We start from the raw sequence: 25,821 nt of genomic DNA on the forward strand, positions 1-25,821 counted from the left end.
AATAAGGGAGAAAATAAATGTACGCTTTTGATTACGAAGATATTCAACTTATACCTAATATGTGTGTGGTAAATTCAAGAAGTGAATGTAACACATTTGTAACTTTAGGTAAACATACTTTTAAAATGCCAGTGGTGCCAGCAAATATGGCAACAGTTATAAATGAAGAGATAAGTGAAATGTTAGCAAAGGGTAATTATTTTTATGTTATGCATAGATTTAATTTTGATGCAGTTGCTTTCATTAAAAAAATGAAAAGTCAAAACTTGATAACATCAATTAGTGTTGGGGTTAAACCACAAGACTATAAATTAATTGAAGAATTAACAAAATTAGATTTAATACCAGACTATATCACAATTGATATTGCACATGGACATGCAAATAGTGTTAAAAAAATGATTGCACATATTAGAAATCACATGAATGATAAAACTTTTATTATTGCAGGAAATGTTGCAACACCTCAAGCTGTAAGAGACTTAGAATATTGAGGAGCTGATGCCACTAAAGTTGGTGTAGGGCCAGGTAAAGTTTGTATTACAAAACTTAAAACAGGATTTGGAACAGGTGGTTGACAGCTTGGTGCTATTAAATGATGTAGTAAAGCTGCAACAAAACCAATTATTGCAGATGGTGGTTTAAGAGTTAATGGAGACATTGCTAAATCAATTAGATTTGGAGCAACTATGTGTATGATCGGTAGTTTGTTTGCCGCTCACGAAGAATCACCAGGTAATAATGTAACAATTGATAATGTTTTATTTAAAGAGTACTATGGAAGTGCTAGTGAATATAACAAAGGTGAAAAAAGATATGTAGAGGGAAAAAAAGAACTTATTCAAGTACGTGGTAAGTTAATGGAAACATATCAAGAAATGGAAGAAGATTTACAATCATCTATTTCTTATGCTGGTGGTAAAACACTAAAAGCAATTAAAAGTGTTGACTACGTAATCTTAAAAACAAGTAACTTTTAAACATGAATAAAGAAAAATTAGGAATTAAAGAAATAGCAAAAATATTTGATGTTTCAAAACAAACAATTAGATTTTATGACGCTAAAGAATTATTTCCTTTTTTTGAAGGAGAAAAAAATTATTATCGTTATGTAACATTTGAAAATTTGCAATGATTTAAAATTGTCTTTTTACTGAGAACTGCTGGAATGGAAATTAAGAATATCAAAGAATAAATTAATTTATGTATGGAAGGTGATTCTACTGTAACTCAAAGATTACAAATTATTAAAAATCAAAAAAAATGCTTTAAATAATAAAATTAAAGAAATGCAAAATGAATTAAAGATTTTAACAACAAAAGAAGAACATTATAAAATGGTATTTGATCAAAATGTTACAGACGAATGAAACCCAGTAAACTTTGCAAAAATAATAAAAGAAAAAATAAAATAAAAACTCTTGCCTTATAGCAACTATAATGTTTTACAATTAAACTATGTTATTAAAAAGGAGATTTAAGAATAAAAAATAAAGTATGATTTATAACTGGAGATAGTCAAGGATTTGGTCTAACAATTACCAGAAAACTATTAGAACAAGGACATCAAGTAACTGTAATAACTCGAAATTCACAAAAATTAATTGATGAACTAGGCGCTAATGATAATTTATTAGCAGTTAAAGTTGATCTATCAAATAAAGAAGAAATTAATGATGCAGTTAACCAAACAGTTAAAAAATTTGGGGAAATTGATATCTTATTATACAACGCAGGTTATGAACAATTATGAACATTTGAAGAATCAACTGATCAACAAATAAGAGATTGTTTCGAAGTTAACTTCTTTGGAACTTTAAATGTAACTTGTCAGTTTTACCAATCATGCGTAAACAAAAGCATAGACATATTTTCACAACTTCATCAATTTGAAGATACACAGGAGTGCTATACAATAGTACTTATGCAGCAGTTAAGTTTGCAACTGATGGATAAACAGAATCAATTAGTCATGAATTAAAACCATTAGGAATTACAGTTTCAAGTATTAAACCTGGAGGATTTAGAACAAACTTCTTAAGTTCAGGATCACTAATTATGCAAATGAAAAAATCTCTAAAATTAAAGAAGATATGAAAACACTTGAAAAAGAAGCAACATATTTACATGTAAAATAATTTGAACCAACTATGTTGGTTTTTTATTTATTTATTTCGTGTTTTCTAGTAAAACAATAGAGCAATTAAAATTGACTTTTAGTATAATAAGTAAGTATTCTTATTTTTATGAAAGAAGGGATAATATGAAAAAAATTGGAGTTTTAACTTCAGGAGGAGATGCACCTGGAATGAATAATGCCATTGCTGGAGTTGTTAAAGCAGCTGAAGCACAAGGGATTGAAGTTTGTGGTGTAAGAGATGGATATAAGGGTTTAATCAATGGATGATTTGAAAAATTAGATTCTAAATTTGCTTTAGAAATTATTTCAAAAGGTGGAACTGTTTTAGGTTCAGCTAGATTACCAGAATTTAAAGAAGAAAGCGTAAGACTAAAAGCTGTTGAGCAATTAAAAGCACATGAAATTGAAGCACTTGTTGTGATCGGTGGAGACGGAAGTTACATGGGAGCACAAAGATTAACTGAAATGGGAATCAACTGTATTGGTTTACCTGGAACAATTGATAATGATATTGTTTCAAGTGATTACACAATCGGATTTGATACAGCATTAAATACAGTTATTGAAGCAGTTGAAAAAGTGCGTGATACTATGCAATCACATAATCGTGCTGCTGTTATTGAAGTAATGGGGAATGGTTGTGGAGATTTAGTAACTTATGCAGCTATCGCAACTCAAGCAGAAATATTTTCACCAAGTGAAAGTAAATTAACAGTTGAACAAATTTGTGAACAAGCTAAAAAATTTGCTGATGCAAAACACAGAAGCTTAATTATCTTAATAAGTGAAAAACAACTTGATGCACATGAGTTAGCTAAAAAAGTTGAACAAGCGAGTGGATATGAAACAAGAACGACAATTTTAGGGCATATTCAAAGAGGTGGACGTCCAACTGGAATGGATCGTTACTTAGCATTTACTGCTGCAATTTATGCGGTTGATAAACTTGTTGAAGGTAAAGGTGGATTATATATTGGACTAAGCGACAACAAATTAGTTGCTAGAGATATTGAATCTACATTAAATATGCCAAAAGCAGATAAAACTGAATTTATTGACAAAATAAGATTATTGAACGCAAAAATATCAAAATAAGAAAAAAATAATTTAAAATATATATTGAAAATGTACATAGGAGAAAAAAAGAATGAACAAGAAAGAATTACAAGCACGTGTAAAACGTACTAAAATTATTACTACAACTGGTCCATCAACAAATGAACCAGCACAAATTAAAAAAATGTTTGAAAATGGTATGACAACAATTCGTTTAAACTTTTCACATGGTGATTATGCTGAACAAGGTTACAGAATTGAAGGAGCTAAAAAAATTAGAAAAGAATTAGGGAAACCAATTTCTATTTTATTAGATACAAAAGGACCTGAAATTCGTGTTGGAAAATTTATAGATGGAAAACAAGAATTCCACGCTAACCAACCAATAACAATTTACACAGATGCTGATTCATTTAAAAATAAAGAATGTTTATCAGGAGAAATGACTGTTACTTATGATATGTCAGTTGATTTAAAAATTGGAGATACAATTTTAATTGACGATGGTAAATTAGAAATGACTGTTGAAGAAATTAAACCAGGAATTGTTAAAGCAGTTGCTTTCAACAACCACTTAGTTAAAATAAACAAACGTGTTAACTTACCAGGTGTTGATTTCTCAATGCCATTCTTAGCTGAAAAAGATGTAAATGATATTAAATATGGAGTTGAACAAGGTGTTGACTACATTGCTGCATCATTTGTTAATACAGCAGAAAACGTAAAAGAAATCCGTGAAATTTTAGCAGAAGCTAATGGAGCAGATATTCAAATTATTTCAAAAATTGAATCACAAGTTGGAATTGATAACATTGACGCTATTATTGAAGCATCAGATGGAATCATGATCGCTCGTGGAGACTTAGGATTAGAAATTCCTTACTATGATGTACCATACTGAGAAAAAATAATTATCAGAAAATGTCGTGAAGCTGGTAAAGTTGTTATTGTTGCTACTCAAATGTTAGAAACAATGACAGAAAACCCAGCACCTACAAGAGCTGAAGTAACTGACGTTTACTTTGCAACTGAATTAGGAGCAGATGCTACTATGTTATCTGGTGAATCAGCAGCTGGAGATTACCCATTTATTACTGTAAATACTATGGCTACAATTAACAAACGTGCTGAAATCGAATTCTACAAAAAAGCATATTACCAAACTCAATTAGAAAATGCTAAAAAAACTACAAGTGGTCCACGTGCAGATATTGCAATGGACTTAGCTGAAAGAACTCGTGATGGACAATACGAATTTGCTGTTGTTTTATCAAGAACTGGAGCATTATTAAAAACTATTTCAAAATTTAGACCTAATGTAACAATTTTAGGAGTAAGTGAATCAGAAAGATTATGAACTGCATTTGGTGTATGACACTCAATTTTTATGAACAAAACTCCAAACTTATTAGAATTAGAAGAAAACAATGCAGAAATCTCAAAAATTGCAAAATTATGAGGAGCAAAAGCTGGATCAAAAATCTTAGTTGTAAGAAACAAAGATATTCGTGAAATCACAGTTGCTTAATTAAAATAATAAAAAACTTACCGCAAGGTAGATTTTTTTTGTCAGTTTATAGATTATTTAATAACTTATTCAATTATTTATATATTTATTGCTACTTAATCATATATTTTAGTATTTTTAAAAGTTAAAAAACCCTTAAAGTATTATAAAATCTTATTAAAAAAGTACAAAAATTTCTATTTTTTGACAAAAATTTACAAAAAATTAACTTTTTTACACATCTTAAGTATTTTTTTGCTAATACCTACTTAAGATAAGTAGTAGCCTATGAGATACTTAGATTCACTCAAAACTTTGTTTAATAACCAAGTGTTTTTTTAAAAATTTTAATTTTAATAAAATGCGCATTAAACAGGCTGCAGGATATTAAATTAGAATATTTTTTAGGTATAAAATATTCACAATTTAATACAAATTTTAAAAATATGTTTAGGGGTAAACTATTTTTTTATATTTAAATTTGTATTTTATCAAAAAGGAAGTGTTGTAAATTGTGGTAAAGAAAGAGAAATTAGGTATTGAAGAACTAATAGAAAGCGTTAGTGAAACGGTTACTTCATCAAAAAAAAGAAAAAATATTTTTGTTAAATCAAAGTTCTACATGAACAATTTACTTGAAATATTTTATGAATTTAAGAAAAGATACCCATTACTATTTTATTCTATTAAAAGAATCTTCTTTGCTTTAATAACAATGTATGCAGCAGTAATAGTAATTTATTGTATGATCAGTTTTATTGTAAAAGATGAAACATACTTGATGGATATTAGTGGAATATTTGCTAAATTAGGTATTCAAGTTGGTGATGCCAAATATAACCAGATTTTAGCTACAAGAAAGAAAATACTTGGAGTTGATGGTACATTATTACACTAAATACTGATATATCTAAGAAACATTAGTCCATTTATTCCTAAAATTATTCAAACAAACCCAACTTTAACTGAAACAGGAGAAATAGTTTCAACACCTGTTACAAAAATGTTTTATTTAAGTTTAATACTTAGTGGAAATATCAAAGCGGTAAGATCACCGGTAACTGAAGTTTTCTCTTCAACAATGGGAGTTTCCTTTATTGTTGGCACAGTTGCAAAAATACTTGCCTACTTAATAGGAATACCACTAGGAATATTTGCTGCTATCAAAAAAGACAAACAACAAGATGGTTTAATAAATGGTCTAACCTTAGTTATTATTGCTTTACCAGCATTAGTTTTAATAAAAATATTATATGAATTCTCATTAAAAATGGGTGCAAGTACTCAATGACAACTTGGTAAAATTGGTACAAAAATCTTTCCTGTAATTGATTTATTATTATTTATAACTCCAGGAATCATTATTATAACAAGAAGATTTGTTGTTCATGAAATGACATCTGATTATAGAAAATTTGCCCTATCAAAAGGATTAGGTGAAAAATATATATTCTTTGTACACGTATTTAGAAATTCATTTATTAGGATGGTAAGAAGTATACCTGCAGTCTTTATTGCATCTGTCTTCGGATCAAGTCTTTTAATTAAAAGAACATGAAACATTCAAGGAATGAGTAATGTTGTTATAAGTTCCATAAGTGCATCATACATTTTCTTAATCATGGGTGTTGTTGTATTATCAGCTTTTGCTAGCATCGTAAGTATCTTAGCAGGAGATTTATTATTAGCTATATTAGATCAAAGGGTTAAGTTGGCGTAGAAAAGAAGGTTAATATGGATAATTTAAATATTTTAGAAAAATATGAAATAGATAAATCATTATTTGAAGTTGTTGGTGCAAACAACGAAGAAGCTAAACATATTTATTCAAAACCTTATAAATATTAAAATACAGTATTTTAAAAAGCATTTACAAATCCAACATTTCTTATAATCTTTATATTAATTGTAGTCTTTCTTATTATGTCGTTTACAATCGCAGTAGGTGAACCCGCTGTTATACCTGGATCACCACCTACAACACCACAAGCACCTTTTTGAAAACACTGATTTGGTGCTGGCAAGACTGGTGAAGATATGTGAAATAAAGTATAAATAGGTTCAAGAACAACAATTATATTTGCAGCAGCAAAATTTGTTATTCAAGTTACAATCGGAATTATAATTGGTGCAATATGAGGATATTATTCAGAATATGATTTATTTTTTATTGAATTAACTAGATTTATTTCTTTAATTCCCGCATTGATTTTATGGCTTGTAATAATTTTTATAGTTGGAGCTAAGACGATTGGTCTAGTTATGTTTGCAATATCTATAACTAGTTGAATTGGTTTAGCTAGTTTAGTTAGAACACAAATTGCTTTAACTAAAAATACATAATATAATGTTGCATCTCAAATTTTTGGTTCAAAAGGACCAAAAATTATTTGAAAAAACATCATGCCAAAAATTTTACCAATCGTAATTCAAACATGTGCTTTTGCAATTCCAGAAGCAATTGCTATTGATTCATCATTAGCATACTTAGGATTTGGTTTCATCTCACCAGATGATAGAACAAAAGCATCATTAGGATCAATTTAAATGAAGTCTTATCAGATTCATCATGGCAAGTTAATCCACACTTATTAATAGTGCCACTAGTGTTTGTTGGTGGAGTATCATTATTATTTTATTTAATGGGTAAAGTTTTAGCTGACTCATTAGATCCAAAAACACATAGATAATTTAAAAAGAAGAAAAAATTTATGAAATCAAAATTTAATTCAAGAAAAGGTTTATAAGGATTACTAGCATTAAGTTTAGTAGTTTCAAGTGCATCTCTTGCAACAGTTTCATGTGCTGGAAATTCTAAATTAGAAAAAATTGCAAAAAGAAAAAAAGATTCAACTACATTAGATCAACTTTATGAAACATTACCAGAAAGTTGAAACACATCTTATATAATAAATCTATTTTTAATTTTATTAAATCCCCTTTTTATTAAATCTGGGACATTAAATCTATTTTTACCTACTAAATGCTTATTTTTCCTTTGTCTTCTATTTAAATAACCTACAATCATACTAAATGATTTCATTAATTTTATAATTTTTTTAAAATTCATTAGTATATTATGTTTTTTGAATAATTCAGATTTAATTCTTCTATAACCAAATTGTTTTCTAGATTCTTTGAAAATATCATAGATTAAAATCACTTCATGAATTTTTCTTTCTTCTATTTCTTTCTTTCTTTCTTTTGAAATTATTAAGTCTATAATAATAATTTGATTTTGAAATATTTAGTTCGATTAAAATTATTTTTAAAGATAAATTATGTTTTTTTCTTATTTTTTCAATAGATAAAATACTATTAGCTTTATTTTTATTGAAAATTAGCTTTATTTTATTTATTAATTGTGATGTTTTTATTATTAATTGCTCAGAATCTTTTTTATGATTAGAAAATAAAAATTCTTCTTTCTTATTTTTATAATATCAACTCTTTAAAGTGTTAATATTTATATTCATTTTTTCACTAATATTTTTAAAATTATTATATTTTAATTCTTTTAAAGCTTTAAGCTTTATTTCTTTTTTATAGATAATTTTCATATTAATTATTTTCTTTCTATTTTTCTTAATAATATCATTTATATTTTTTAAAAAAATAATATATAATAATATGATTGTTATTTAATATATAAAAAAATAGACAATCATAAGAAAGGTGGTAAAAGAATATGTATAAATTTGTAGATGATACAAAGTTTTTAAAAGAGTCTAAATCTTTTTGTAGTAAAATTATTTCAGAATTAGTAGAAACACTTAAAGATGACTACTCAATAAATACTAAATTTTGTAAAATTGGGAGTGGCGCTAAAAATTTAATAACTCAAAATGGAAGTGGTGATATAGATTTTGATTATAATATTGAGATTTTACATTGTAAAGATGGCAATTATAAACCAAAAGAAATCAAAGAAAAAATAAAAAAAACTTTCAATAAAGTATTAAATAAAAATGGATTACAAGATTGTAAAGATTCAACATCTTCGTTAACTGTTAAAAATATAAAGTTAGATTATAAAAATAAACCTTATTTCAGTATAGATTTAGGAATAATTATTGAATGAGATGATGGGACTGTTTCTAGATTAATACATAAAAAAACAGGAAATACTAATTATGATAATTGAGAATGAAATACAGCTACAAGATCGTTAGAAAAAATAAAAAATAAGATTAAAAAATTAAAGAAAGATGGGTGTTGAGAAATTTTACGTCAAACTTATTTAGATAAGAAGAATTTATATTTAAAAAGAAACGATTTTAATCATCCTTCTTATATATGTTATATAGAAGCTGTAAATGAAGTATATAATAAAAATATTAACGGTTTTTATGATTAAATAATATATAAAAAATATTTATTTCAAATTAGTTTTTAATTTAAAAATTTTTAATGTTATAATAATTTTAACAAAACAAAGAACTGCATATTAAAATACTTTTATTTAATATGAGTTTTTTAATATGGAGTTTTAAAAGCAATTACTAAAAAGTGGTTGCTTTTTTTGTTTTGAATTTAAATTAAAAAGGAGAGAAATAGGAATGAAAAAATTGATTACAAGTTTATTATTTTCAACATTAAGTATTTCTAGTGTTAGCATTTTTGAATTAAATAGAGAAATAATGTTTTTTAATACAGGCATTTAATTATTCCTTTCTAAATTATAATATTTATCTAAAACTTCCCCTGAAGTCTTTATAATATCTAAATCTAATTTATTTTTTTGAATATATTTTTTTGTTAAATCATAACAAAGATTTTCTGCCAAGCACTCTCTAGCTTCTGGATTTCTAACTCTTGATTTTGATAATTTTTCATCTACTTGCTTGATAATTTCTTTATATATATTTATTTTTGTCATTTTTTAATAGACCTTTCTTAAAAAAGTTAAATAGTGTTGTATAAGGTTATATAATTTTTTATTATTTAAAATTTTATTATTTTAATTTAAAAATGAAATTTTGATTTATTTTATGGCAAACTTCCAGAGAATTTTTGCTTTGGAACAGAGTTTGCCCTATAGAAAGGCAAACAAAGTAAGTAAAGTAAAAATCAACTTCCGTCGAACATTTCCCCATCACTTCGGCAAATACAAATTACGGCATCTCACCCCACCAACCTTTTAAAATCTAAAAGGGATTTGCTACTGCTAAATTGAGACTTCCATTTTATAGCTACAAAAACTATAAAATCTTCCTTTGAAGTAAAAAAACTTCAATAGATCTATAGACGCAACTCTATAGAAACCAGACCTTATTTGGTTGTCATCACCAAAAATTAACGTAAATTTCAACCGGAGCACATTTTTTAATAGCTTTCACTAGAACATGAGCTTGCTCAGACCAACCCTGCTACTGATTTTAAAATCTAAAATGGTATCTTGGGGTTAAAAAATTATATAATGTTATACAATTTATAAAAATTTAAATCTTGCATCTTTCACAAAACAAAGCACCACAATATTTAATTTTTACCTGCTTTATTTTTGACAACAAAAAAAGCAGTAATTACTGCTTTTAAAATTCAAACAACTTTTTGTCCTAAAATAGGGGTTCAGTGCTTAATAAATATTTAAATGTTGCTACTGGTGTAGAAAATAATGAATTTAATAAAGTTTTAGCAGATGGACAAGAAGAAGACTTTAAAGAATTACAAAAACAAGGCATTAATACACAAAATAAATTAATTAATAATGCTACTAAAAAATAAAAATAGGGGCAATAATTGCCTCTTTTTATATAAGGAAAATATATGTGATTTTTAACATTATTAGAAGCATTTTCATCAACTACACAAGCAAAAGATTTATTAGAATTTATACGTGGTGGTAAAGTTATAAATAAATATACTGATGATAACTTTAAACAAGCATTAAAAGCATTTTTAAAATATGAATTTAAAACTAAGCAAATTAATTTAATTAAAAAAGAATTTAATAAAATAAATATTAATAAAAATATTTCAAAAACATTACAAAATAATAAAAATACTTTAAAAAGAGATTATTTAAAAGCATTAGGAATCCCAAATAAAATAGAACAAATACATTTTAAGTATTTTGATGAATGAGATAATGAAATTTTAATAGTAGTTGATTAATTGCTGGTAGTTATTCAAAATCATCAAAAACACTTGAAATAACTACAATTAAAGCAAAAAGTTATATTTACCCTAATGTTGATAAAGAAATATGAAATAAAATGAAAAATGCTATTGGTAAAAATGGAACTGGTGCTGGTAGTATATTTTGAAATTATTATTTAAAACCTAATGGTTGATTAAAAAGTAATAAAAGAAAATATATAAAAGAAAATGTAAGTAAAAAGTTTTATTCTTATTGAAATATTACACCAATAGGAATTAGTAAAACACCTGATAAAAGAAGACATATAGCAAAGAAAATACATTCATTAGATAGCATTTTTAATAAGAAAGTAGGAAAAAAACATGGCAGAATTATTTAGTTTTTATAAAAATTGAATATCAGAAGCAGAATTAAAAGCAATTGGTTTTATTGATGATAAAGAAGTTGGTTTAACTAGTGAAGTTATAACAAGAGCAACAATATATGGTGCTTATACATTAGATAAAAATCTTAGTGGTGGTAGATTAAGTAAAAAAATAGGTAATTATTCATTTGAAGAAACACCAAATTTAACTAATTATGAAAAAGAAGAAATTAGAAATTGTGTAGCAATATTAGCAAAACAAGTTTTAGATTATGGTGCTGATGAATTTTTAAGAGGTTCTACAAGTGTAAATATGGGAAATATTAATGTTTCACAAACAAACCCAGAAGACCCATTTTATATTCCTTTAAGTGTAATTGATAGCATGATTAATTTAGGTTTATATGTTAAATTAAAAGGTGTTAATATTGAACCTTATACTAATACAGGTATTCATACACCTTTTAATACAATTGATGATAGTATGTTAAATAATGTAAGTTTTGATTGAGCAAAAAGAAATTTAATAAGTAAAAATGAAATTATTGGGGATGAACCATTATATGTTAAAATAAGTCAAAATATAAATGGTATGGGTTATGGAAATATTAAAATAGGTTTAAACCCTGAATTAATAGGAAATTGAATTATTGATAATCTTATTCAAAATATTATTAATGAAGTAATAAAAAATGGTTTAGAAGAAGATGTAGCAATAGCAATATTACAAGATGAAAATAATTTCTGACAACCTTTACTAGCAGCTTTAGAATTAGATAATAATTTACAATCTTTATTATCTGAAAAAATTAAAGAATTAATAAATAATGATAATGAATTTATTAAATTAATTGTTAATGGTATTTATCCACAAGTTAAAGATGAATTAAAAACTGATACACAATTTATTACAGATATTTCAAATAATAGTATTAATAATATTAAAAATGATGCTACTTTAAAACAGGAATTAAAAGGTGATAAAGGTGATAAAGGAAATGATGGAACTATTAGTAATATAAATGATATAAATCTTTCATCAAATCAAACTATTATAAATTTACAAAATCAAATTAATCACTTAAATAATACTTCATTATGAAATATTTTTGAAAATAAAAAATTTAATCAATATGGTTTTCGTATAGGAACAAAATTTAAACCAAGTAATTTAGATTTTACAAGACCTTTTATATTTAAAATTGGACAAAGTAGAAGTGGTAATATAGTTATTTCACCAACTATTTACACTTATACACCTGAATTTTATATTTATGGTTTACAAGTAGGATATGATAATGATTTTGTCTGAGCATATAATGATGGAAAACCAATTATTACAACTGATGGAATTGAAATAACAAAAGTAGCATTAACAAATATTTCTCAAAGTAATTCATTATCAAACTTAAATATTAGTTCAAATTTAGTTTTATATTTATTTTACTGACAACCTGATAAAGAAATATCAGTTTTTAAAAAGGATAATCATTATGAATAAAAAAGAATATGTAAGTTTATGAGTTAAAATATTTGGTGAAAAACCTAAAATTGATTTAGCATTAATGAGTGATAGACAAAGAGCTTTATTTAATTGAAGAAAAATTGTAAGATTAATAACTTTATTAATGTATGCTTTTATTTGAAATGGTTTATTTAGTATTGGTTGATATACACATTTTCATCAAAATAATAATGAAATAATTAATAAAATTGGAAATAATGTAAATACAATTATTTTAGGTATAGGTCATTTTTCAGTTGGTTTAGGACAATTAATATTTTCAAAAATAACATCAACAAAAGTTCATAAAGTAGAACAAATTAATGGTAATAATATAATTAAAAAATCAAAAATAGGAATATTATTTACTATATTAATTTTAATACCTATTATTATTTATTTTATTGGGTATATAATTATTTTAATTAAAATACCAGATAAATATTATAATTCTTATTCTGATGGTAAATTTAATAAAAATGAATACAAAGAATATAAAAAAGCAAAGATACAAGATATAAGCATATTGAAAGAAACAATAGATAGTGTTTTAGATATTAAAGATTAATGTTATAATAATTAAGCATAATATAAATCAAAATAAATCTTAAATGATTTTTGGGGCAGGTATGGAGTGATATCTGCTTTTTTCATTACAAATATATTTTTATATGATAATATGATTTATAAGAAAATATAAGAAAGTAATAAAAAATAGGTGAATTATTATGGAAAATAACAAAGTTTTTCAAGTAGCAAATTATGTCCTTAAATACTATGAAGAAAAATATAACAAAGAAGAAAAAGAAATTTCAAATTTTTTAAAACAAAATTTTACTGTTTTGAGATTTCATAAAATAATGTATTTTTTGCAAGGTTTATATTATTCTAAAACTGGTAAATTATTGTTTGAAGATCAATTTGAAGCATGACAATATGGGCCTGTTTTAAAAAAAATATATAATGAAATAAAAAAACAAAAATATAATAATAATGAACTAAACTTTAAAGAATTAAAATTTGATATTTTTAATTCTTATAACATAGATTTAAATAACGAAGATTTTGATTTTTATGAATTACGAGAAATTCTTTTTGAATTGGATAAAATTTCTACTTGAAGTTTAGTTGAAATGAGTCATTCATCATTATCGCCTTGAGACAAAACTGAAAATAACCAAGAAATAAGCAACAATTTATTAAAATCATATTTTGAAGGAGTTTCAATTAAATAAAATGAATAATTTTCAAAAAATAACTTTTAGTAATAAAAATCAATTGTATTTTTGTTTAAAGTATTTTAATTTTAAAGAAATGGATAAAACATATATAAATAATTATAAAAAAGATTTTAAAAAAATGTTAGAAAAAATAGTTGATTTACATGGCTCTCCTGCAAATGAAATTATTATAACAAATAAACTAATATTAGAAAAAGCAACAAGCTGTAAAGAAAAAGCTATAGCAAAATTAGGTGATAAAGTTTTTAATGAAAAATTTAATGGTAAAATATATGATTTTTTTAGAGGCAATCACCCTCTAAGAGTTTTTGGTGTTTTAGATAGTTCTAATAATTGCTTTTATTTATTAGAATTTGATCCAATACATACAAGTAGATAAATAGAACAAGAATTAAAACATCTTTTTTTGATGTATTTTTTATATAATAATAAAAAGGTAAAAAAATATGAATAATGAATTAATAAAAAATATAGAAACATATATTAGAAATAAAGAAAATAATAATATAGCATTATCAGGCCTTTGAGGTTCAGGAAAAACAACTATTATTGATAAAGTAGCAGATAATTTAAAAGAAGATTATCAAATAATTAAACTAGATTTATGAAACTATGAATTATATGAAGAAGAAGTTTTTTGTCAAATTATTTTAGATATAATGTTAGGATTAAATTTTGATGAAAATAACTTTAAAAATATTTTTGCAAATTCAATTAAATTATTTGCCAAAGATGTTCCTGTTGCTATTTTAGAATCAGTTTTAACTAATTTTTTTGAAAAAAATAATTTAAATAAAGTTTTAGAAGTTTTTAAAAAATCAATTAGAAATATTTTTAAAAGTTCTATATTTAATGAACTTTCTGAAAATTATCAAAAAATTATTTTTAATAAAAAGCAAATAGATTATTTAATTTTTTTAATGAATGAAAATTTTTCAGAATATTTTAAAAAAAATGATAAAGAAAAAATATTAATAATTTTTGAAGATTTAGAAAGATGTTCAGAACTAAATATTATAAAAATTTTAACCTATATTAAAAATGTTTTAATAAAATGCTCAAAAAATAATTTAAATTTTGTTACTATAATAAACAAAAATCAAATTGCTAGTATTTTAAAATATAAAGATGAAGAATATATTGAAAAAGTTTTTGAAAAAATTATTGATATAAATAAATTTACTAAATTTAGTAATGAAATATATAAAAATAATTTTAAAAATGAATTAGATGAAATTGAATTAGAACTAATTAATCATTTTAGTGATAATTTAAATTTTAGAATATTTGAAAAATATCAAAATATAATTTCAAATCTTAAAAATAAAAATGATAAATATTTTGTTCTTTGGCTTTTTTTATTAAAAAATAATAAATCTAACAAATATAATAATTATTTTGATAATTATTATAATAAAAAAAAGAAAAATGAAAATGAAATAAAATCTTTTTATGAAGAATATTTAATTTTCAATGCTAACAAATCAAATTTATATTCAAATAAAAAATCTTTTTTTGAAAATTTTCATTATTTAGATTTAATAAATTGAAAAGCTGAAAATACTTATAAAATTGATGGTACTAAATTTAAAATTTTATCTAATATTGGTAACGGAATAAGTAAATCTTATTCTTTTGATAATTTTATTATATTTTTGAACATTTATGAAAAAATCAATTTTAAAAACATACCAAATTGTTTAAAAAATAACAATTCTGATTTTTTATTTAATTCAAATATTATATTTCATATAGAATTAAACAATAATTCATTAGATATATTTGATAATGATTTTAAAGATTTTTTTTTAATTTTAAATTCTAAAAAACATTTATACAATATTTTTTTTAACATAGCAGAATATATATCAAATTTAAATTTAGAATATGTATATTTTTTATTAGAATCATAAATATATAAAAACACTCTTAATTGAGTGCTTTTATTTTAGTTTAAATTTTTTGTTTACTTTGCTATCACTGATACCTTTTACTAAGTCAGCATTGATTGCTAGTATTGCTGCTTGTTTTTCTTCATCAGTTAAGTTGTATTTTGTTAATTCTTGTCCTAATGCTGAATTTAATAAACTATTTCTATTCATTAACTCAATAACAGCATTTCTGTATGCTTTATTTTGTCTTTCATCAACAATTTCTTTTGCTATTCTTTTTCTATTTTGTTTTTTAATAGATAAAGAAAATAACATTAATAAAATACCTGACATTAAACCTGCTCCTGCTATTCCAGCAGCAATACCAATTATAATTTGTAATGACATTATTTCTAATTCCTTTCTTTTAAATATAAAAAAATAAACAAGTACAATGAAACGTTTTGGCAAACCTTTTCAGAAAAATACTTGTTTATTTTATACTTATATTATATCAATAAAAATTAAAAATGTATATTTGATTTTAAATATTTTTTAAATATTCATTATTTAAATATAATTTTATAGGTTGACCTCATGGTTTAAATGTAGCATTACTTTCTTTACTATCTTTATTTAAAATATTTTGTAATTTTATAAAGTTATTTGCTGCTTCATCACCGTAATCATTTGTAAAAAATATTTTATAATTTTCAATAACACTTCCAAGATTGTAAGTAAATGACAAACCATAGCTCATTTTTAAATCGTTCAATTCTTCTTTGTTAACTAATTTAATATTTTCAACTGCGTTTTTATTTATTTCTCAGTCATTTATTTTTACTCAGAATGGTTTTTCTCAATTTGGTTTTATTGTTGCTGTTGTTCTAGGAATTAAAACTCCTACACCTATTCCAGCACCTAGTAATGCTAAACCAGCAAAAATAGATAATATAGGTATTCATACTTTCTTTTTCATAATTACTCCTTATATTTATATTTTTAATAATATCATTTTTATTTAAAATAATGCTTTGCTAATGATAATTGCTATAAAAATTAATATTGCTATTGCTAGTATAAAACCAATAGTGTAAAAGAATATTTCAAATTTAATACCTGTATTAATAGTTTTTTGTATTCCTTGCTTATCTTTATGACATTTACATTCTTTATCTTCTAATCTCATATTATTTCTTCTTCATTAAATGTTGTTAAAATATCTTTATTTTGATTATTTTTGTCATTTTGATTTTTAATAATATTTGTTATTTTAAGCTTTGTTTCTCAAGGTCCAGTTTCTTTTCCATCTTTATCAGTTATATATTGTCAAACTCCATGAGCATTTAAATATTGATATTTTGCTTGTTTATTTTTCATTTTACATAATTGATATTCAAAAATAACTGTTTCTTTTTCATATAAATTATTAATTTTATCTACTACTTCATTAAAAGCAACAAAATCAAATTTAACTTCTGCTTGATTATGGTCTTGTATATTTTCAATAGTACCAACAATCATGTTTAAATAAGTTCCATCATTTCTTTGTTTAGTTAGTGTTTTTTTAGATATTACATACCCTTCAATTTGTCCTATATTTAACATTAATTTAATTCCTCTAATTCTATATTTAAATCTTTTAAAGTTAATAAATGTTTTATTTGTTCTTCATTTAATTCTGAAATTTTAAAATTATTATCTTTTAAATAATCAATAACTATTTTTTTAAAATTAATATCATTATTAATTGCTTTTTGTAATTCTTGTTTTAATGTTAATAATTCATTAATAACTATGGGTTCTAATTGCTCTATATTTGCTTGTTTTAAAGGTTCTTCATATTGTTCTACTAATACTTCATCTTTAACTGATAAAACCATTTCATCATCAATTAATTTATAACCAAAACTATACATTTTAGTATTATCAAATTGAATATCTCTAATTACCATATCTCTTATAACTTTTGCTTCAATCATTTTAATTGGAAAATTATTTCAAGGTGAATATTCACTATTTCCTGATGGTGATGAAGATTTAATTTTATCTAATTCACTTTTACTTAAAACTCTTGTTTTTTTAATTTTATTTTCAAAATTAATTGTTCCAATAGCAAAAATAATATTATTATAATTATTTCTATCAATTGTAAAATCTGGTTCATATTCTATTAAAACTTGATTACCATATTCATCAATTCCAAATTTATATTTATCTTCATTAAAAACTACTAATACATTAATGCTTTTAAATTTATTGATTCCAAATTTTAAAGCTAATTGTTTTCAAGCATTAGCATTTTTAATTTCAACCATTTTATTTTTAAATTTTATTAAATAAAAATCTTTATTTAATACTAAATTACATAATGAATTATTAAATATAGATAATAATGTAATTTCTTTATTTTCACTACTTAAAATTGTATTTAAGGCATTATCTCCTTTAATACTCATTTCTTTTAGTGCTGTAATATTATTTTTAATTGCTATTTCTGCTTCTTTATTTAATTTAATAGTTTTATTAGATGTAAGTTTATTTATATCTATTTCAAATTGTTTAATTTCTTGTATATTACTCATTTGTAATTTCTCCTTTTAATATATTTAAAATGTATTTAACATTTTTATTTGCTTGTTTTTCTTGTTTATTTGTAAATGTAATAAATCTATTTTCATTAGGATTAAAACATTCAAAAATAAACTTTGTATTTTTATTAATATTTAAGTTATCTTTTATTAAAATTTCATATAATTTTAATTGTGTTAACGTTTTAATTTGATTAGTTATTTTATTTGTTTTTCAATCTAGTAAATGATAATTATTATCATTATCTAAATACATAAAATCAAATGTACCTAAAAAATAATTATTAATTAAACTTATTTCAGTTTGAGGTTTATTTATATTTAAAAAGTAATCATCATATCAAAATAAAAAGTTATTAAATAAATTATTATGTAATTCTTTACTATATTCACAATTACAATTTAAGTCAAAATTATTATTAATATAAAACTCAACTCTTTTATGAAAACAATTTCCTCTTTCTTGGTAAGGCTTTAAAAATTCAACACTACAATCTTTGTAATCATTTTTATATTGTGGTAATAATTTTAATAATGCTGATACACTTGGTAAATCAATATAATATTTATGTGTTAATTCATCAACTTTTATATTTTTATGAAACATTTATAGTATTCCATTTTATCTAATAACATTAAAAAATTTAATTTACTTTGTTTCTTTGCTTCTTTTCAATGTTTAGGTCTTAATATATAACAATCAAATCCTTTATTTGTTAGTTCATTAAACTTTTCAATTTGACTTGGTCTTAATTTACTTGTATCTGTTTTAATTTCTATAAAAAATGTTTGTGAATTTTTAAAGGATTTTTCATAATTTTTAAATACAATTACATCAGCAAACCCTTCTTTATTTTTAATAGGTCTAAATTCACCTGTATAAGTACCTTTATCTGTTCTTTTAACTTCTCCTGCTGGTAAATAAGATAAACCCCCAGTTGTTTTAATATAAAGTATATTTTCTTTTTTTAATAATGCTATAAATTTATCTTGTAGCTTTGCTTCTTCTTTTCTCATTACTTTAATTTCTTTCTTAAATATCTTTTATGGTATCAACAAGTGTAATTAATATAATTTTGTTTGTAATCTGTACTATAATCTGCTAAAAATTTACAATCTACTTCACATTGAAATTTATATTCATTAATAATTTCATTTGGTATTTTATAAGTTGTTTTCTTTTTTGATTTTAATAATTTCATAGCCAATAAACCTAAGCTTATTCCTTTTTATGTTTCTATAAGTTCTAATTTCATTAAATTAACTCCAAATGATAATCATCATTTATTAATTCTTTTACTACTTCATCATCTAATTCAATGTATTGTCCATAATAATAACCTTCATTTAAAATTTTTACTAAATCTTCATTAATAGCACAATCAAGTATGTAATCTTTTAAAATGTTATATTGCTTTAAATTATTTGTATCTTTTGCTATATCAAGTATTAAATCTTCTCAAATATCTTTAAATTCTTTTTCTGAATATGTATTTTTAAATGTTTCAATTATTAAATCTATTTCTGATGGTAAATTATTTATTAAACTTAGTAATAATCATTTATTATTTTGTTTATTGTTATTTTGTATAAGTTCTTTTTGTATAATGTTATTTTGAATATTCATTTTGTATAACTCCTTTTTGTTTATGTTGCTAATATTGTGTTTTGTCTATGTATATCTATGTTTATATATATGTATATCTATGTATATGTGTTCTCCTTTTCAATAATTAGCAAATAAAAAACCAGAGGATATTACCTCCGGCAAAAGTGTTATGCACCCAAAGAATTTTATTTATTCTTCTACGAATACCTTCATTTTCTGAAAAAAGTAGAATCCTATCTTTTAGTCTTATTATTATAATAACTACCTGTTTGTTTCTTAATCAACCTGCAGCAATTGAAACAATTAGACTTATTGCAAAACCTAGAGTAATGAAATACTCTCAATAGTTCTTGTCACTACTCATTGCAAATTTAGCAATTAAATATGTTATTAATACATAAACCAAAGGAATAAAAAGAACAATTAAATAATCATATGACATTAGTTTTTTAGAACTTTTGTACTTAGCTTGTTTTATTATTTCTTTATCATTTATATTAGACGAATTAAATTTTTGGGAGTAAAAATTTTATGGGGGGTCTAGCTTAAAGCAGACAAAGACTTCTTTATATGTCAATCTCATTATAGCAAGAATTACATATTATGTGTAATTTTTTAATTTATTTTTCATAAATCAACGCTAAAAAGTTTTTAATATAATTAAAAAGTTGAAGTATTCAATTTTTTAGTTTGATCTAAACTAGTTATTAAATTTAAAATTGTTATTTATTTCAAATGCCCTTTGAGATAAAAAATTAACTACGTTTCTTAATGTATAAGTTGCTTTTTTAAAACCTAAAGGAGCTTTAAGAACATTACAAATATCCGTTTCAGCAGAAACTCCAATATAACTTTGTTCTGCTTGTGAAACAATTCCATCACGATTATATTTAAAATAGTTCATTATTTGTTTTGAAATTGATAAACCAGATTCTTTCAAAAACTTAATAAGTTGATCTGCTTTACCATTTTTAAAAAGATTAACAGCAATTTTATATAAATCTCAGTTACTAGAATCATACTTTTTCTTACCTCTGACAAATAAATCTTTTAAATATTTTATGCCATGGAATCTATCTAAGTGAAATTCAGCATTCATTTCTCTAGCTATTTTTTTAACCCATTTAGCCCCATCTCCACCAACTATTAGTTTAGTATTAGCAAAATTTTCGTAATAATTATTTGCCCAAAAATTAATCATTTTAATTGTTTTTTTCCAAGTTATTGGATTTGTTTTATTACCTATTATATAAAAAACTCTTTTATTTTGTAATACTCCCCTTTTTCTAGTTTTAGTTGATTTACTTTCTTTATACTCAACTCCAGTGTTAAAACTTACAATTCTAACTGAAAGCTTTAATACTTTTTTATTGATTCTATACTTTATATATCCATCATCCATATTAATATATAGATTTTGTCCGATTGATAAATTTACTTTGTTTTCAATTTCAAAAATTTTGCTTGTATTATCTATACTATTCAAAATTCTACCTATTGTAGTTTTAGAAATATTAGTATAACCTAAAGTGTCGATTATATCTTGATAGCGTTTTCCAGTGCCGATGTAATTTAAAACTTTCTTTTTTAAACTTGGCAATATTCTAGAATGTTTCTTTAAACCCAGATGCTCATCTAGCAAATAAATATAGCCTTTTTTGCCAACAATTATATATCTTCTTCTGAAAAAAATAATTGGACCATATTCAGTTATTATAATTCTTGGTCTTATGTCTTTTAATTTGTATTTTGATTTATCCCTCTCATTAAGCAATTTTAAATCTAACTCTTCTAATTTCTTTTTATATTCCTCAAGAAATTGTTTACCATGTTTAATAATTCATTCTTCATTAGTAAAAATGTTAAAACCTTCTGACAAATTAATATTCTCCTTTTTTGACATTTCCATAATTATTGTAAACCAAAAGTTTCTAAAAAATGGGGAATCAAAGCTATATCGCCGATGGCTCTCCGCAATCTGTAAAAGACTTTGCCAAATATTTGGCAAACGAAAGTACCCCAGACCCCCCTTTCTTGCCTTTTAAGGTAAGCAGGGTAAGGGAAGGTACCTTTTTACATATTTTCCTGTGGAAAACATTATAAAAATAAGCATATTTTATAGTTTTTTCAAACTTAAAATATGGTACCTTTTTTAAAAAGTGAGGTACCACTTAATTAAAAATTAAGAAAAAAGGCCTTATATAAAGTCTTTTTTACAGGTACCACTATGTTTAAAACGTCTACCCGACTAACTTATTATAAAAAAACAGTCATTATTAAATGACTGTATTATAGTTATTACATTTCCATTTCAGGTTCATATTTATCTTGAAAATATTTTACTTGATCTCTTAGTTGCGCGTTCTCATATTTAAGTTCAGCAACTTCAGCTCTCAGTTGTGCATTATCAGCTTTAAGCTCATTTATGGCATTCATAGCAAATTCTTTAAATTCATCAAATTCTTTTTTAAGTTTAAAATACTCAGCTTTTCAATTAATTCTTTCAACATTAGCCTTTGGTTTAGAAGTTTTTATGCTAGTAATTTTCAATGGATTAGTTAATTGATTTGTAGCAGTTCTTATTTGCTGACTCATTTTTAATTTCTCCTTATCACTTAATAAACTAATTTTATCATTATAGTTATTAAGATTACCAAAAAGTTCTGAATTAATTTCTGTTGAAACTGGATCAACTTCAATTTTGAGTTTTAATATTGACATTTTTTTGCCTTCTTTCTATACAAGAAATAAGCAGTCAAACTACACTAAAATAAAAAGAGCATGCGTTTAACATGCTCTTCTCTTGTTACATTAATTGTATCATTTAACTCATAATCATTTCATGATCATCAATAATATCTTCATCATTTATTGAATTATTTTCAAAACTTAAATTATTTATTTCTGGGCTATCTTTTAAAGAATTATATATAGTATCATTTACATTATTTGATACTGTTTTTGTAAATAAACCAAGTTCTTCTTTATAACCTAAGAAAGTGCCATCATATTTATATACTTCTTTATCTTTGATATTAAGTAAAATATTTATTTCTTTAGCTGTTAAATCAGATTCATAAGCTCATTCATTTTTCCCAACAATACCCTTTTCTCAAATATTTACTTTATAGTGTTTTCTACCACTAATAATTTCATTATTCTTTCTTACTAGTATTCAATTAGAATCTTTTAAATCTCTATTAGTCAACATTTGAACCTTAAATTTAGCATTCGCTGGATTATAGCTTAGTATGCAGGCAATTCTTTTTTGTTTAGTATTCTTGTTTTTTTCAAAATCATTATCTAACGGGGACTTGACCCAAACTCATTCACCAAATTTTCATATTTTTTCTGATTTATTCATACATTAAATGTAAAAAGAGCAATTAATATTGCTCTTAAATACTTATGTTCATTCCTAATTTTGACTATTAGTGGTCAAAATAAAGGGGGATTCATTTTAATAAATGCACTAACCATTAAATATTAAAATGCCACGTGTTTGGAACTTCCCCAAACCTGTGTAAGACATTATTGTCTTCACTCATAAATATTATATAGCAAATTATTTAAAATAACATAATTGTCTCTTTTTATTTATTCTATAAAGTTAAACTTTCTTGGATTTCTTTAGAATCTTCCTGTTCTAAATCTTTTTTATGATCATCTACTCATTTTTTTACTTCCTGAGTATTTGCTTTAAGAATTTTATCGAATTCAAAAAAAGAGATTTCTTCGCGAATGAATGATTTTGTATCATTTTCTGATTTTTCTAATACTGAAATATTAATAGTTTTTGTTTCAGGCATATTTATTCTAAAGAATGATTGCTTATCAAATAGTGATGTAACTTCTTTAAAGTATTTATTTTCATCTTTAAAATTAGGTTTTAAAGGTGTTAACATTTTTGTAGAAATAGAAATTCAAATTCTTTTTTCTTCATTATTTTTATCTATCGTTTTAAATTCTATATTAGCTAATTCTTTTTTCTCACCATTTTCTTTTGTTATTTCATGAATTTTAGATAACTGATTTTTAAAAATGATTCCTGATGCTCAATTTGTAGAGTTCTTATCTTTTATTTGTACTTTTGACATTTTTGTCCTCCTATTTTATTCAAGAAAAGCAAGAAATAATTAAATAAGCTATTCTCCAACTTTTATTGTTTAAGAAAGGAAATTTTATGAATTTTAATATTATATTATTAAAAAAGAGAGAAAGCTGTATTTAACACGCTTGTCTCTCTTGATAAATATATTATAACATTTTTTTAATTACTTTAGCTGATTATTTACTCAATTAATATTCAAATTAGAATTTCATTCTTTTGCTTGATTATTGTTTTTTAAATAAAGAATTGTATTACTTTTTAAAAAGTAAGAACCTTCAATAGCAGAAACTGTAATAGTTATATCATTATTTGAATTTTGTTTTATAATAATATCAAAATCTTTTTTAAACATAGGGATATTATTTCTGTCTCCAAATGGATCAATACCTTGTTTTAAAGATTTTCCTGAAATCATTTGGTCATTTATTTGATAATTTCACTCATCAAAATTAGTTTCTTTTCATACTTGAGTATATATATCATTAAATGCTTTTTGAATTTGAGCGTTACTTCAATTTATAAAATTTTTATCTTGTTCTGCATTTTTGATTTTAGTTAAATTATATTCATTTGAAGTCAAACTTATATTATTTAAATCAAATAAGATGGAAGATTGTTCTAATTCACTTTTTGGTTCTTGTATATTTATTGGTAATTTATTGCTAGATGCATAGCTGCTTAATTTGCTAAATAATTTTGTTGCTTTAATTAAATTATCTTTTCAATCAAATTTCGTATATTCAGAAAAGAAAAAAGGTAAATTTTGAATATAATTTTTATTATCTTTTGACATTTCTTTTCCACCATTAAGAGTAATCGCTTTAATTCACTCTTTGCTGTTTAAATAACTTTCAATTGTTTGTGAATTTGTAATTGTTGACATTAATGCTTTATAAAAATTTAAATAATCATTAAAAATTTCAATACTTTTAATTTCAATATTTTCAAAATCATTGTACTTAGGGTTTTCTTGAAAAATTCTATAATTATTGTAATCATAAATTGTTTTATAGTACATGTAGCTTATAAAACTTTGTGAAACTCCTAAAAGCTTAAAAAGTTGATATTCTTCATCTGTTATATCATTTTTATTAGAAATAATTTTAATTAAATCCTTTTGTGTTATTTCATATTGATTTCCAGACTTATCTGTTGTTTTTCAATTATCTCCTTGTTTAAATGACTTATATACACCATGTTCTGCAATAAGTTTAGTTTTAATAAAATCATTAAAAGTTTCTTCACTTGTAATTTCATTATCGCTGCTTGGAGTAAAATTTTTTAATATTTCATTAATGTCTTCTTTGAATTTATTTGGCTCAATTTTAAATTCAGAAGAAAAAGGTGATAAAGGTTTATATTTTTCACTAATTGAATTTTCATTGTCTTTTTTAGCTTTAACTAAAATATTATATGACGCTATCCCCCCAACTGGAATTGCAATAATTAATAAACCCACTGCAGTTATCTTAAGCATGTTTAAATATTTCATATTTTAAACCTTTAACACATATTATTTCTAATTTTGTGAGCGCAATTTAAACAAACTGTATAACTACAACTTGAAAGTGTAACTGTAGTATCTTTATTATTATGATTTTTAATACAAAAATCTATTTGCTGTTTTCTTGTCATGTTTATTTTCTCCTATCTTTTTTTACAATCAAAGAATAAGTTAACACAAAAATAAAAAAAGCATGCGTTAACATGCTCTTCTCTTGTTA

General features: G+C 23.3%; 37 protein-coding genes and 1 pseudogene. 20 read left to right on the forward strand and 18 right to left on the reverse strand.

Annotated features, from left to right (window positions below):
* Positions 1-17 precede the first annotated feature (17 nt).
* The 10 genes and pseudogenes from EMELA_RS00995 to EMELA_RS05175 all read left to right on the forward strand — a co-directional run bounded on the left by EMELA_RS00995 (position 18) and on the right by EMELA_RS05175 (position 6,758).
* The gene (locus EMELA_RS00995) at positions 18-980 is read left to right on the forward strand and encodes a GMP reductase (protein WP_028124600.1); all 963 of its coding nucleotides are present in this window, start codon (positions 18-20) and stop codon (positions 978-980) included.
* A 2-nt stretch (positions 981-982) separates the two neighbouring features.
* Positions 983-1,195, forward strand: a complete 213-nt coding sequence (locus tag EMELA_RS04720; RefSeq protein WP_028124601.1) for a MerR family transcriptional regulator — start codon at positions 983-985, stop codon at positions 1,193-1,195.
* Between the two features lie 94 nt (positions 1,196-1,289).
* Positions 1,290-1,415 carry a hypothetical protein gene (locus tag EMELA_RS05165; RefSeq protein ID WP_268875451.1) on the forward strand — a complete coding sequence of 42 codons (126 nt, stop codon included), beginning with the start codon at positions 1,290-1,292 and terminating at the stop codon, positions 1,413-1,415.
* Positions 1,416-1,552: 137 nt separating this feature from the next.
* A pseudogene (locus EMELA_RS05285) lies at positions 1,553-1,789 on the forward strand (SDR family NAD(P)-dependent oxidoreductase); the annotation flags it as partial.
* A gap of 38 nt (positions 1,790-1,827) precedes the next feature.
* A complete protein-coding gene (locus tag EMELA_RS05170; protein WP_268875452.1) occupies positions 1,828-1,956 on the forward strand; it encodes a hypothetical protein in 129 nt (42 codons plus the stop codon).
* 307 nt (positions 1,957-2,263) lie between these two features.
* Positions 2,264-3,235 carry a 6-phosphofructokinase gene (gene pfkA, locus EMELA_RS01010; RefSeq protein WP_028124602.1) on the forward strand — a complete coding sequence of 324 codons (972 nt, stop codon included), beginning with the start codon at positions 2,264-2,266 and terminating at the stop codon, positions 3,233-3,235.
* Positions 3,236-3,287: 52 nt separating this feature from the next.
* The gene (pyk, locus tag EMELA_RS01015) at positions 3,288-4,724 is read left to right on the forward strand and encodes a pyruvate kinase (RefSeq protein WP_028124603.1); all 1,437 of its coding nucleotides are present in this window, start codon (positions 3,288-3,290) and stop codon (positions 4,722-4,724) included.
* Between the two features lie 493 nt (positions 4,725-5,217).
* A complete protein-coding gene (locus tag EMELA_RS01020) occupies positions 5,218-5,601 on the forward strand; it encodes a hypothetical protein (protein ID WP_028124604.1) in 384 nt (127 codons plus the stop codon).
* 105 nt (positions 5,602-5,706) lie between these two features.
* A complete protein-coding gene (locus tag EMELA_RS01025; RefSeq protein ID WP_028124605.1) occupies positions 5,707-6,423 on the forward strand; it encodes an ABC transporter permease subunit in 717 nt (238 codons plus the stop codon).
* 203 nt (positions 6,424-6,626) lie between these two features.
* Positions 6,627-6,758: a hypothetical protein gene (locus EMELA_RS05175; RefSeq protein WP_268875453.1), complete on the forward strand. Its 132-nt coding sequence runs from the start codon at positions 6,627-6,629 to the stop codon at positions 6,756-6,758.
* 89 nt (positions 6,759-6,847) lie between these two features.
* Here the strand turns inward: EMELA_RS05175 and EMELA_RS01030 are convergent, their stop codons facing one another.
* Positions 6,848-7,108: a hypothetical protein gene (locus EMELA_RS01030; protein WP_028124606.1), complete on the reverse strand. Its 261-nt coding sequence runs from the start codon at positions 7,106-7,108 to the stop codon at positions 6,848-6,850.
* Between EMELA_RS01030 and EMELA_RS04415 the strand changes: the two genes are divergently transcribed.
* Positions 7,107-7,250, forward strand: coding sequence for a hypothetical protein (locus EMELA_RS04415; RefSeq protein WP_156932150.1), 144 nt, complete (start codon positions 7,107-7,109; stop codon positions 7,248-7,250). The genes EMELA_RS01030 and EMELA_RS04415 overlap by 2 nt on opposite strands.
* A 355-nt stretch (positions 7,251-7,605) precedes the next feature.
* On the opposite strand, the gene EMELA_RS05290 is transcribed toward EMELA_RS04415, so the two are convergent.
* Positions 7,606-7,866: an IS3 family transposase gene (locus tag EMELA_RS05290; RefSeq protein ID WP_028124607.1), complete on the reverse strand. Its 261-nt coding sequence runs from the start codon at positions 7,864-7,866 to the stop codon at positions 7,606-7,608.
* Complete coding sequence (locus EMELA_RS01040; protein ID WP_028124608.1) at positions 7,832-8,263, reverse strand: hypothetical protein; 432 nt, start codon at positions 8,261-8,263, stop codon at positions 7,832-7,834. Before EMELA_RS01040 ends, EMELA_RS05290 begins: the two co-directional genes overlap by 35 nt.
* 128 nt (positions 8,264-8,391) lie before the next feature.
* Here EMELA_RS01040 and EMELA_RS01045 point away from each other — a divergent pair, with 128 nt between their 5' ends.
* A complete protein-coding gene (locus tag EMELA_RS01045; RefSeq protein ID WP_028124609.1) occupies positions 8,392-9,060 on the forward strand; it encodes a hypothetical protein in 669 nt (222 codons plus the stop codon).
* Between the two features lie 303 nt (positions 9,061-9,363).
* Here the strand turns inward: EMELA_RS01045 and EMELA_RS01050 are convergent, their stop codons facing one another.
* A complete protein-coding gene (locus EMELA_RS01050) occupies positions 9,364-9,582 on the reverse strand; it encodes a hypothetical protein (RefSeq protein ID WP_028124610.1) in 219 nt (72 codons plus the stop codon).
* Positions 9,583-10,277: 695 nt separating this feature from the next.
* On the opposite strand from EMELA_RS01050, the gene EMELA_RS04420 reads away from it, so the two are divergent.
* The 8 genes from EMELA_RS04420 to EMELA_RS01085 all read left to right on the forward strand — a co-directional run bounded on the left by EMELA_RS04420 (position 10,278) and on the right by EMELA_RS01085 (position 15,828).
* Positions 10,278-10,430 carry a hypothetical protein gene (locus EMELA_RS04420; protein ID WP_156932151.1) on the forward strand — a complete coding sequence of 51 codons (153 nt, stop codon included), beginning with the start codon at positions 10,278-10,280 and terminating at the stop codon, positions 10,428-10,430.
* A gap of 42 nt (positions 10,431-10,472) precedes the next feature.
* Positions 10,473-10,820 (forward strand): hypothetical protein, encoded by a 348-nt coding sequence (locus EMELA_RS01055; protein WP_028124611.1) that lies wholly within the window; start codon positions 10,473-10,475, stop codon positions 10,818-10,820.
* 101 nt (positions 10,821-10,921) lie between these two features.
* Positions 10,922-11,185 (forward strand): hypothetical protein, encoded by a 264-nt coding sequence (locus EMELA_RS01060; protein ID WP_028124612.1) that lies wholly within the window; start codon positions 10,922-10,924, stop codon positions 11,183-11,185.
* The gene (locus EMELA_RS01065; protein ID WP_028124613.1) at positions 11,169-12,671 is read left to right on the forward strand and encodes a hypothetical protein; all 1,503 of its coding nucleotides are present in this window, start codon (positions 11,169-11,171) and stop codon (positions 12,669-12,671) included. The genes EMELA_RS01060 and EMELA_RS01065 overlap by 17 nt, the downstream gene beginning before the upstream one ends.
* A complete protein-coding gene (locus EMELA_RS01070) occupies positions 12,664-13,242 on the forward strand; it encodes a hypothetical protein (protein ID WP_028124614.1) in 579 nt (192 codons plus the stop codon). Before EMELA_RS01065 ends, EMELA_RS01070 begins: the two co-directional genes overlap by 8 nt.
* 160 nt (positions 13,243-13,402) lie before the next feature.
* Entirely contained in the window at positions 13,403-13,909 is a 507-nt protein-coding gene (locus tag EMELA_RS01075; protein WP_028124615.1) for a Panacea domain-containing protein, read from the forward strand.
* A 1-nt stretch (position 13,910) separates the two neighbouring features.
* Positions 13,911-14,294, forward strand: coding sequence for a hypothetical protein (locus tag EMELA_RS01080; protein WP_028124616.1), 384 nt, complete (start codon positions 13,911-13,913; stop codon positions 14,292-14,294).
* A 67-nt stretch (positions 14,295-14,361) separates the two neighbouring features.
* On the forward strand, positions 14,362-15,828 hold the full coding sequence (locus tag EMELA_RS01085; RefSeq protein ID WP_028124617.1) for a P-loop NTPase fold protein: 1,467 nt from the start codon (positions 14,362-14,364) through the stop codon (positions 15,826-15,828).
* Between the two features lie 30 nt (positions 15,829-15,858).
* Here the strand turns inward: EMELA_RS01085 and EMELA_RS01090 are convergent, their stop codons facing one another.
* The 14 genes from EMELA_RS01090 to EMELA_RS01150 all read right to left on the reverse strand — a co-directional run bounded on the left by EMELA_RS01090 (position 15,859) and on the right by EMELA_RS01150 (position 25,589).
* A complete protein-coding gene (locus EMELA_RS01090) occupies positions 15,859-16,194 on the reverse strand; it encodes a hypothetical protein (protein ID WP_028124618.1) in 336 nt (111 codons plus the stop codon).
* A 136-nt stretch (positions 16,195-16,330) separates the two neighbouring features.
* Entirely contained in the window at positions 16,331-16,765 is a 435-nt protein-coding gene (locus EMELA_RS01095; protein WP_028124619.1) for a hypothetical protein, read from the reverse strand.
* A 42-nt stretch (positions 16,766-16,807) separates the two neighbouring features.
* Positions 16,808-16,975 carry a hypothetical protein gene (locus EMELA_RS04425; protein WP_156932152.1) on the reverse strand — a complete coding sequence of 56 codons (168 nt, stop codon included), beginning with the start codon at positions 16,973-16,975 and terminating at the stop codon, positions 16,808-16,810.
* Entirely contained in the window at positions 16,966-17,394 is a 429-nt protein-coding gene (locus EMELA_RS01100; protein WP_028124620.1) for a single stranded DNA-binding domain-containing protein, read from the reverse strand. The genes EMELA_RS04425 and EMELA_RS01100 overlap by 10 nt, the downstream gene beginning before the upstream one ends.
* On the reverse strand, positions 17,394-18,371 hold the full coding sequence (locus EMELA_RS01105) for a recombinase RecT (protein ID WP_028124621.1): 978 nt from the start codon (positions 18,369-18,371) through the stop codon (positions 17,394-17,396). The genes EMELA_RS01100 and EMELA_RS01105 overlap by 1 nt, the downstream gene beginning before the upstream one ends.
* Positions 18,364-18,984 carry a hypothetical protein gene (locus EMELA_RS01110; RefSeq protein ID WP_028124622.1) on the reverse strand — a complete coding sequence of 207 codons (621 nt, stop codon included), beginning with the start codon at positions 18,982-18,984 and terminating at the stop codon, positions 18,364-18,366. The genes EMELA_RS01105 and EMELA_RS01110 overlap by 8 nt, the downstream gene beginning before the upstream one ends.
* Positions 18,966-19,394: a VRR-NUC domain-containing protein gene (locus tag EMELA_RS01115; RefSeq protein WP_028124623.1), complete on the reverse strand. Its 429-nt coding sequence runs from the start codon at positions 19,392-19,394 to the stop codon at positions 18,966-18,968. The genes EMELA_RS01110 and EMELA_RS01115 overlap by 19 nt, the downstream gene beginning before the upstream one ends.
* Entirely contained in the window at positions 19,394-19,579 is a 186-nt protein-coding gene (locus EMELA_RS01120) for a hypothetical protein (protein ID WP_028124624.1), read from the reverse strand. Before EMELA_RS01120 ends, EMELA_RS01115 begins: the two co-directional genes overlap by 1 nt.
* Positions 19,580-19,632: 53 nt before the next feature.
* Entirely contained in the window at positions 19,633-20,004 is a 372-nt protein-coding gene (locus EMELA_RS01125; RefSeq protein WP_028124625.1) for a hypothetical protein, read from the reverse strand.
* A gap of 682 nt (positions 20,005-20,686) precedes the next feature.
* A complete protein-coding gene (locus EMELA_RS01130; RefSeq protein WP_028124573.1) occupies positions 20,687-21,865 on the reverse strand; it encodes an Mbov_0401 family ICE element transposase-like protein in 1,179 nt (392 codons plus the stop codon).
* Between the two features lie 419 nt (positions 21,866-22,284).
* Entirely contained in the window at positions 22,285-22,707 is a 423-nt protein-coding gene (locus tag EMELA_RS01135; RefSeq protein ID WP_028124574.1) for a hypothetical protein, read from the reverse strand.
* A 103-nt stretch (positions 22,708-22,810) separates the two neighbouring features.
* The gene (locus EMELA_RS01140; RefSeq protein WP_028124575.1) at positions 22,811-23,350 is read right to left on the reverse strand and encodes a hypothetical protein; all 540 of its coding nucleotides are present in this window, start codon (positions 23,348-23,350) and stop codon (positions 22,811-22,813) included.
* Positions 23,351-23,588: 238 nt separating this feature from the next.
* Complete coding sequence (locus EMELA_RS01145) at positions 23,589-24,083, reverse strand: hypothetical protein (RefSeq protein WP_028124576.1); 495 nt, start codon at positions 24,081-24,083, stop codon at positions 23,589-23,591.
* A gap of 177 nt (positions 24,084-24,260) precedes the next feature.
* Positions 24,261-25,589 (reverse strand): hypothetical protein, encoded by a 1,329-nt coding sequence (locus EMELA_RS01150; RefSeq protein ID WP_028124577.1) that lies wholly within the window; start codon positions 25,587-25,589, stop codon positions 24,261-24,263.
* Between the last annotated feature and the right edge of the window lie 232 nt (positions 25,590-25,821).

The organism is Mesoplasma melaleucae, from assembly GCF_002804105.1.
GTDB classification, from domain to species: domain Bacteria; phylum Bacillota_I; class Bacilli_A; order Mycoplasmatales; family Mycoplasmataceae; genus Mesoplasma; species Mesoplasma melaleucae.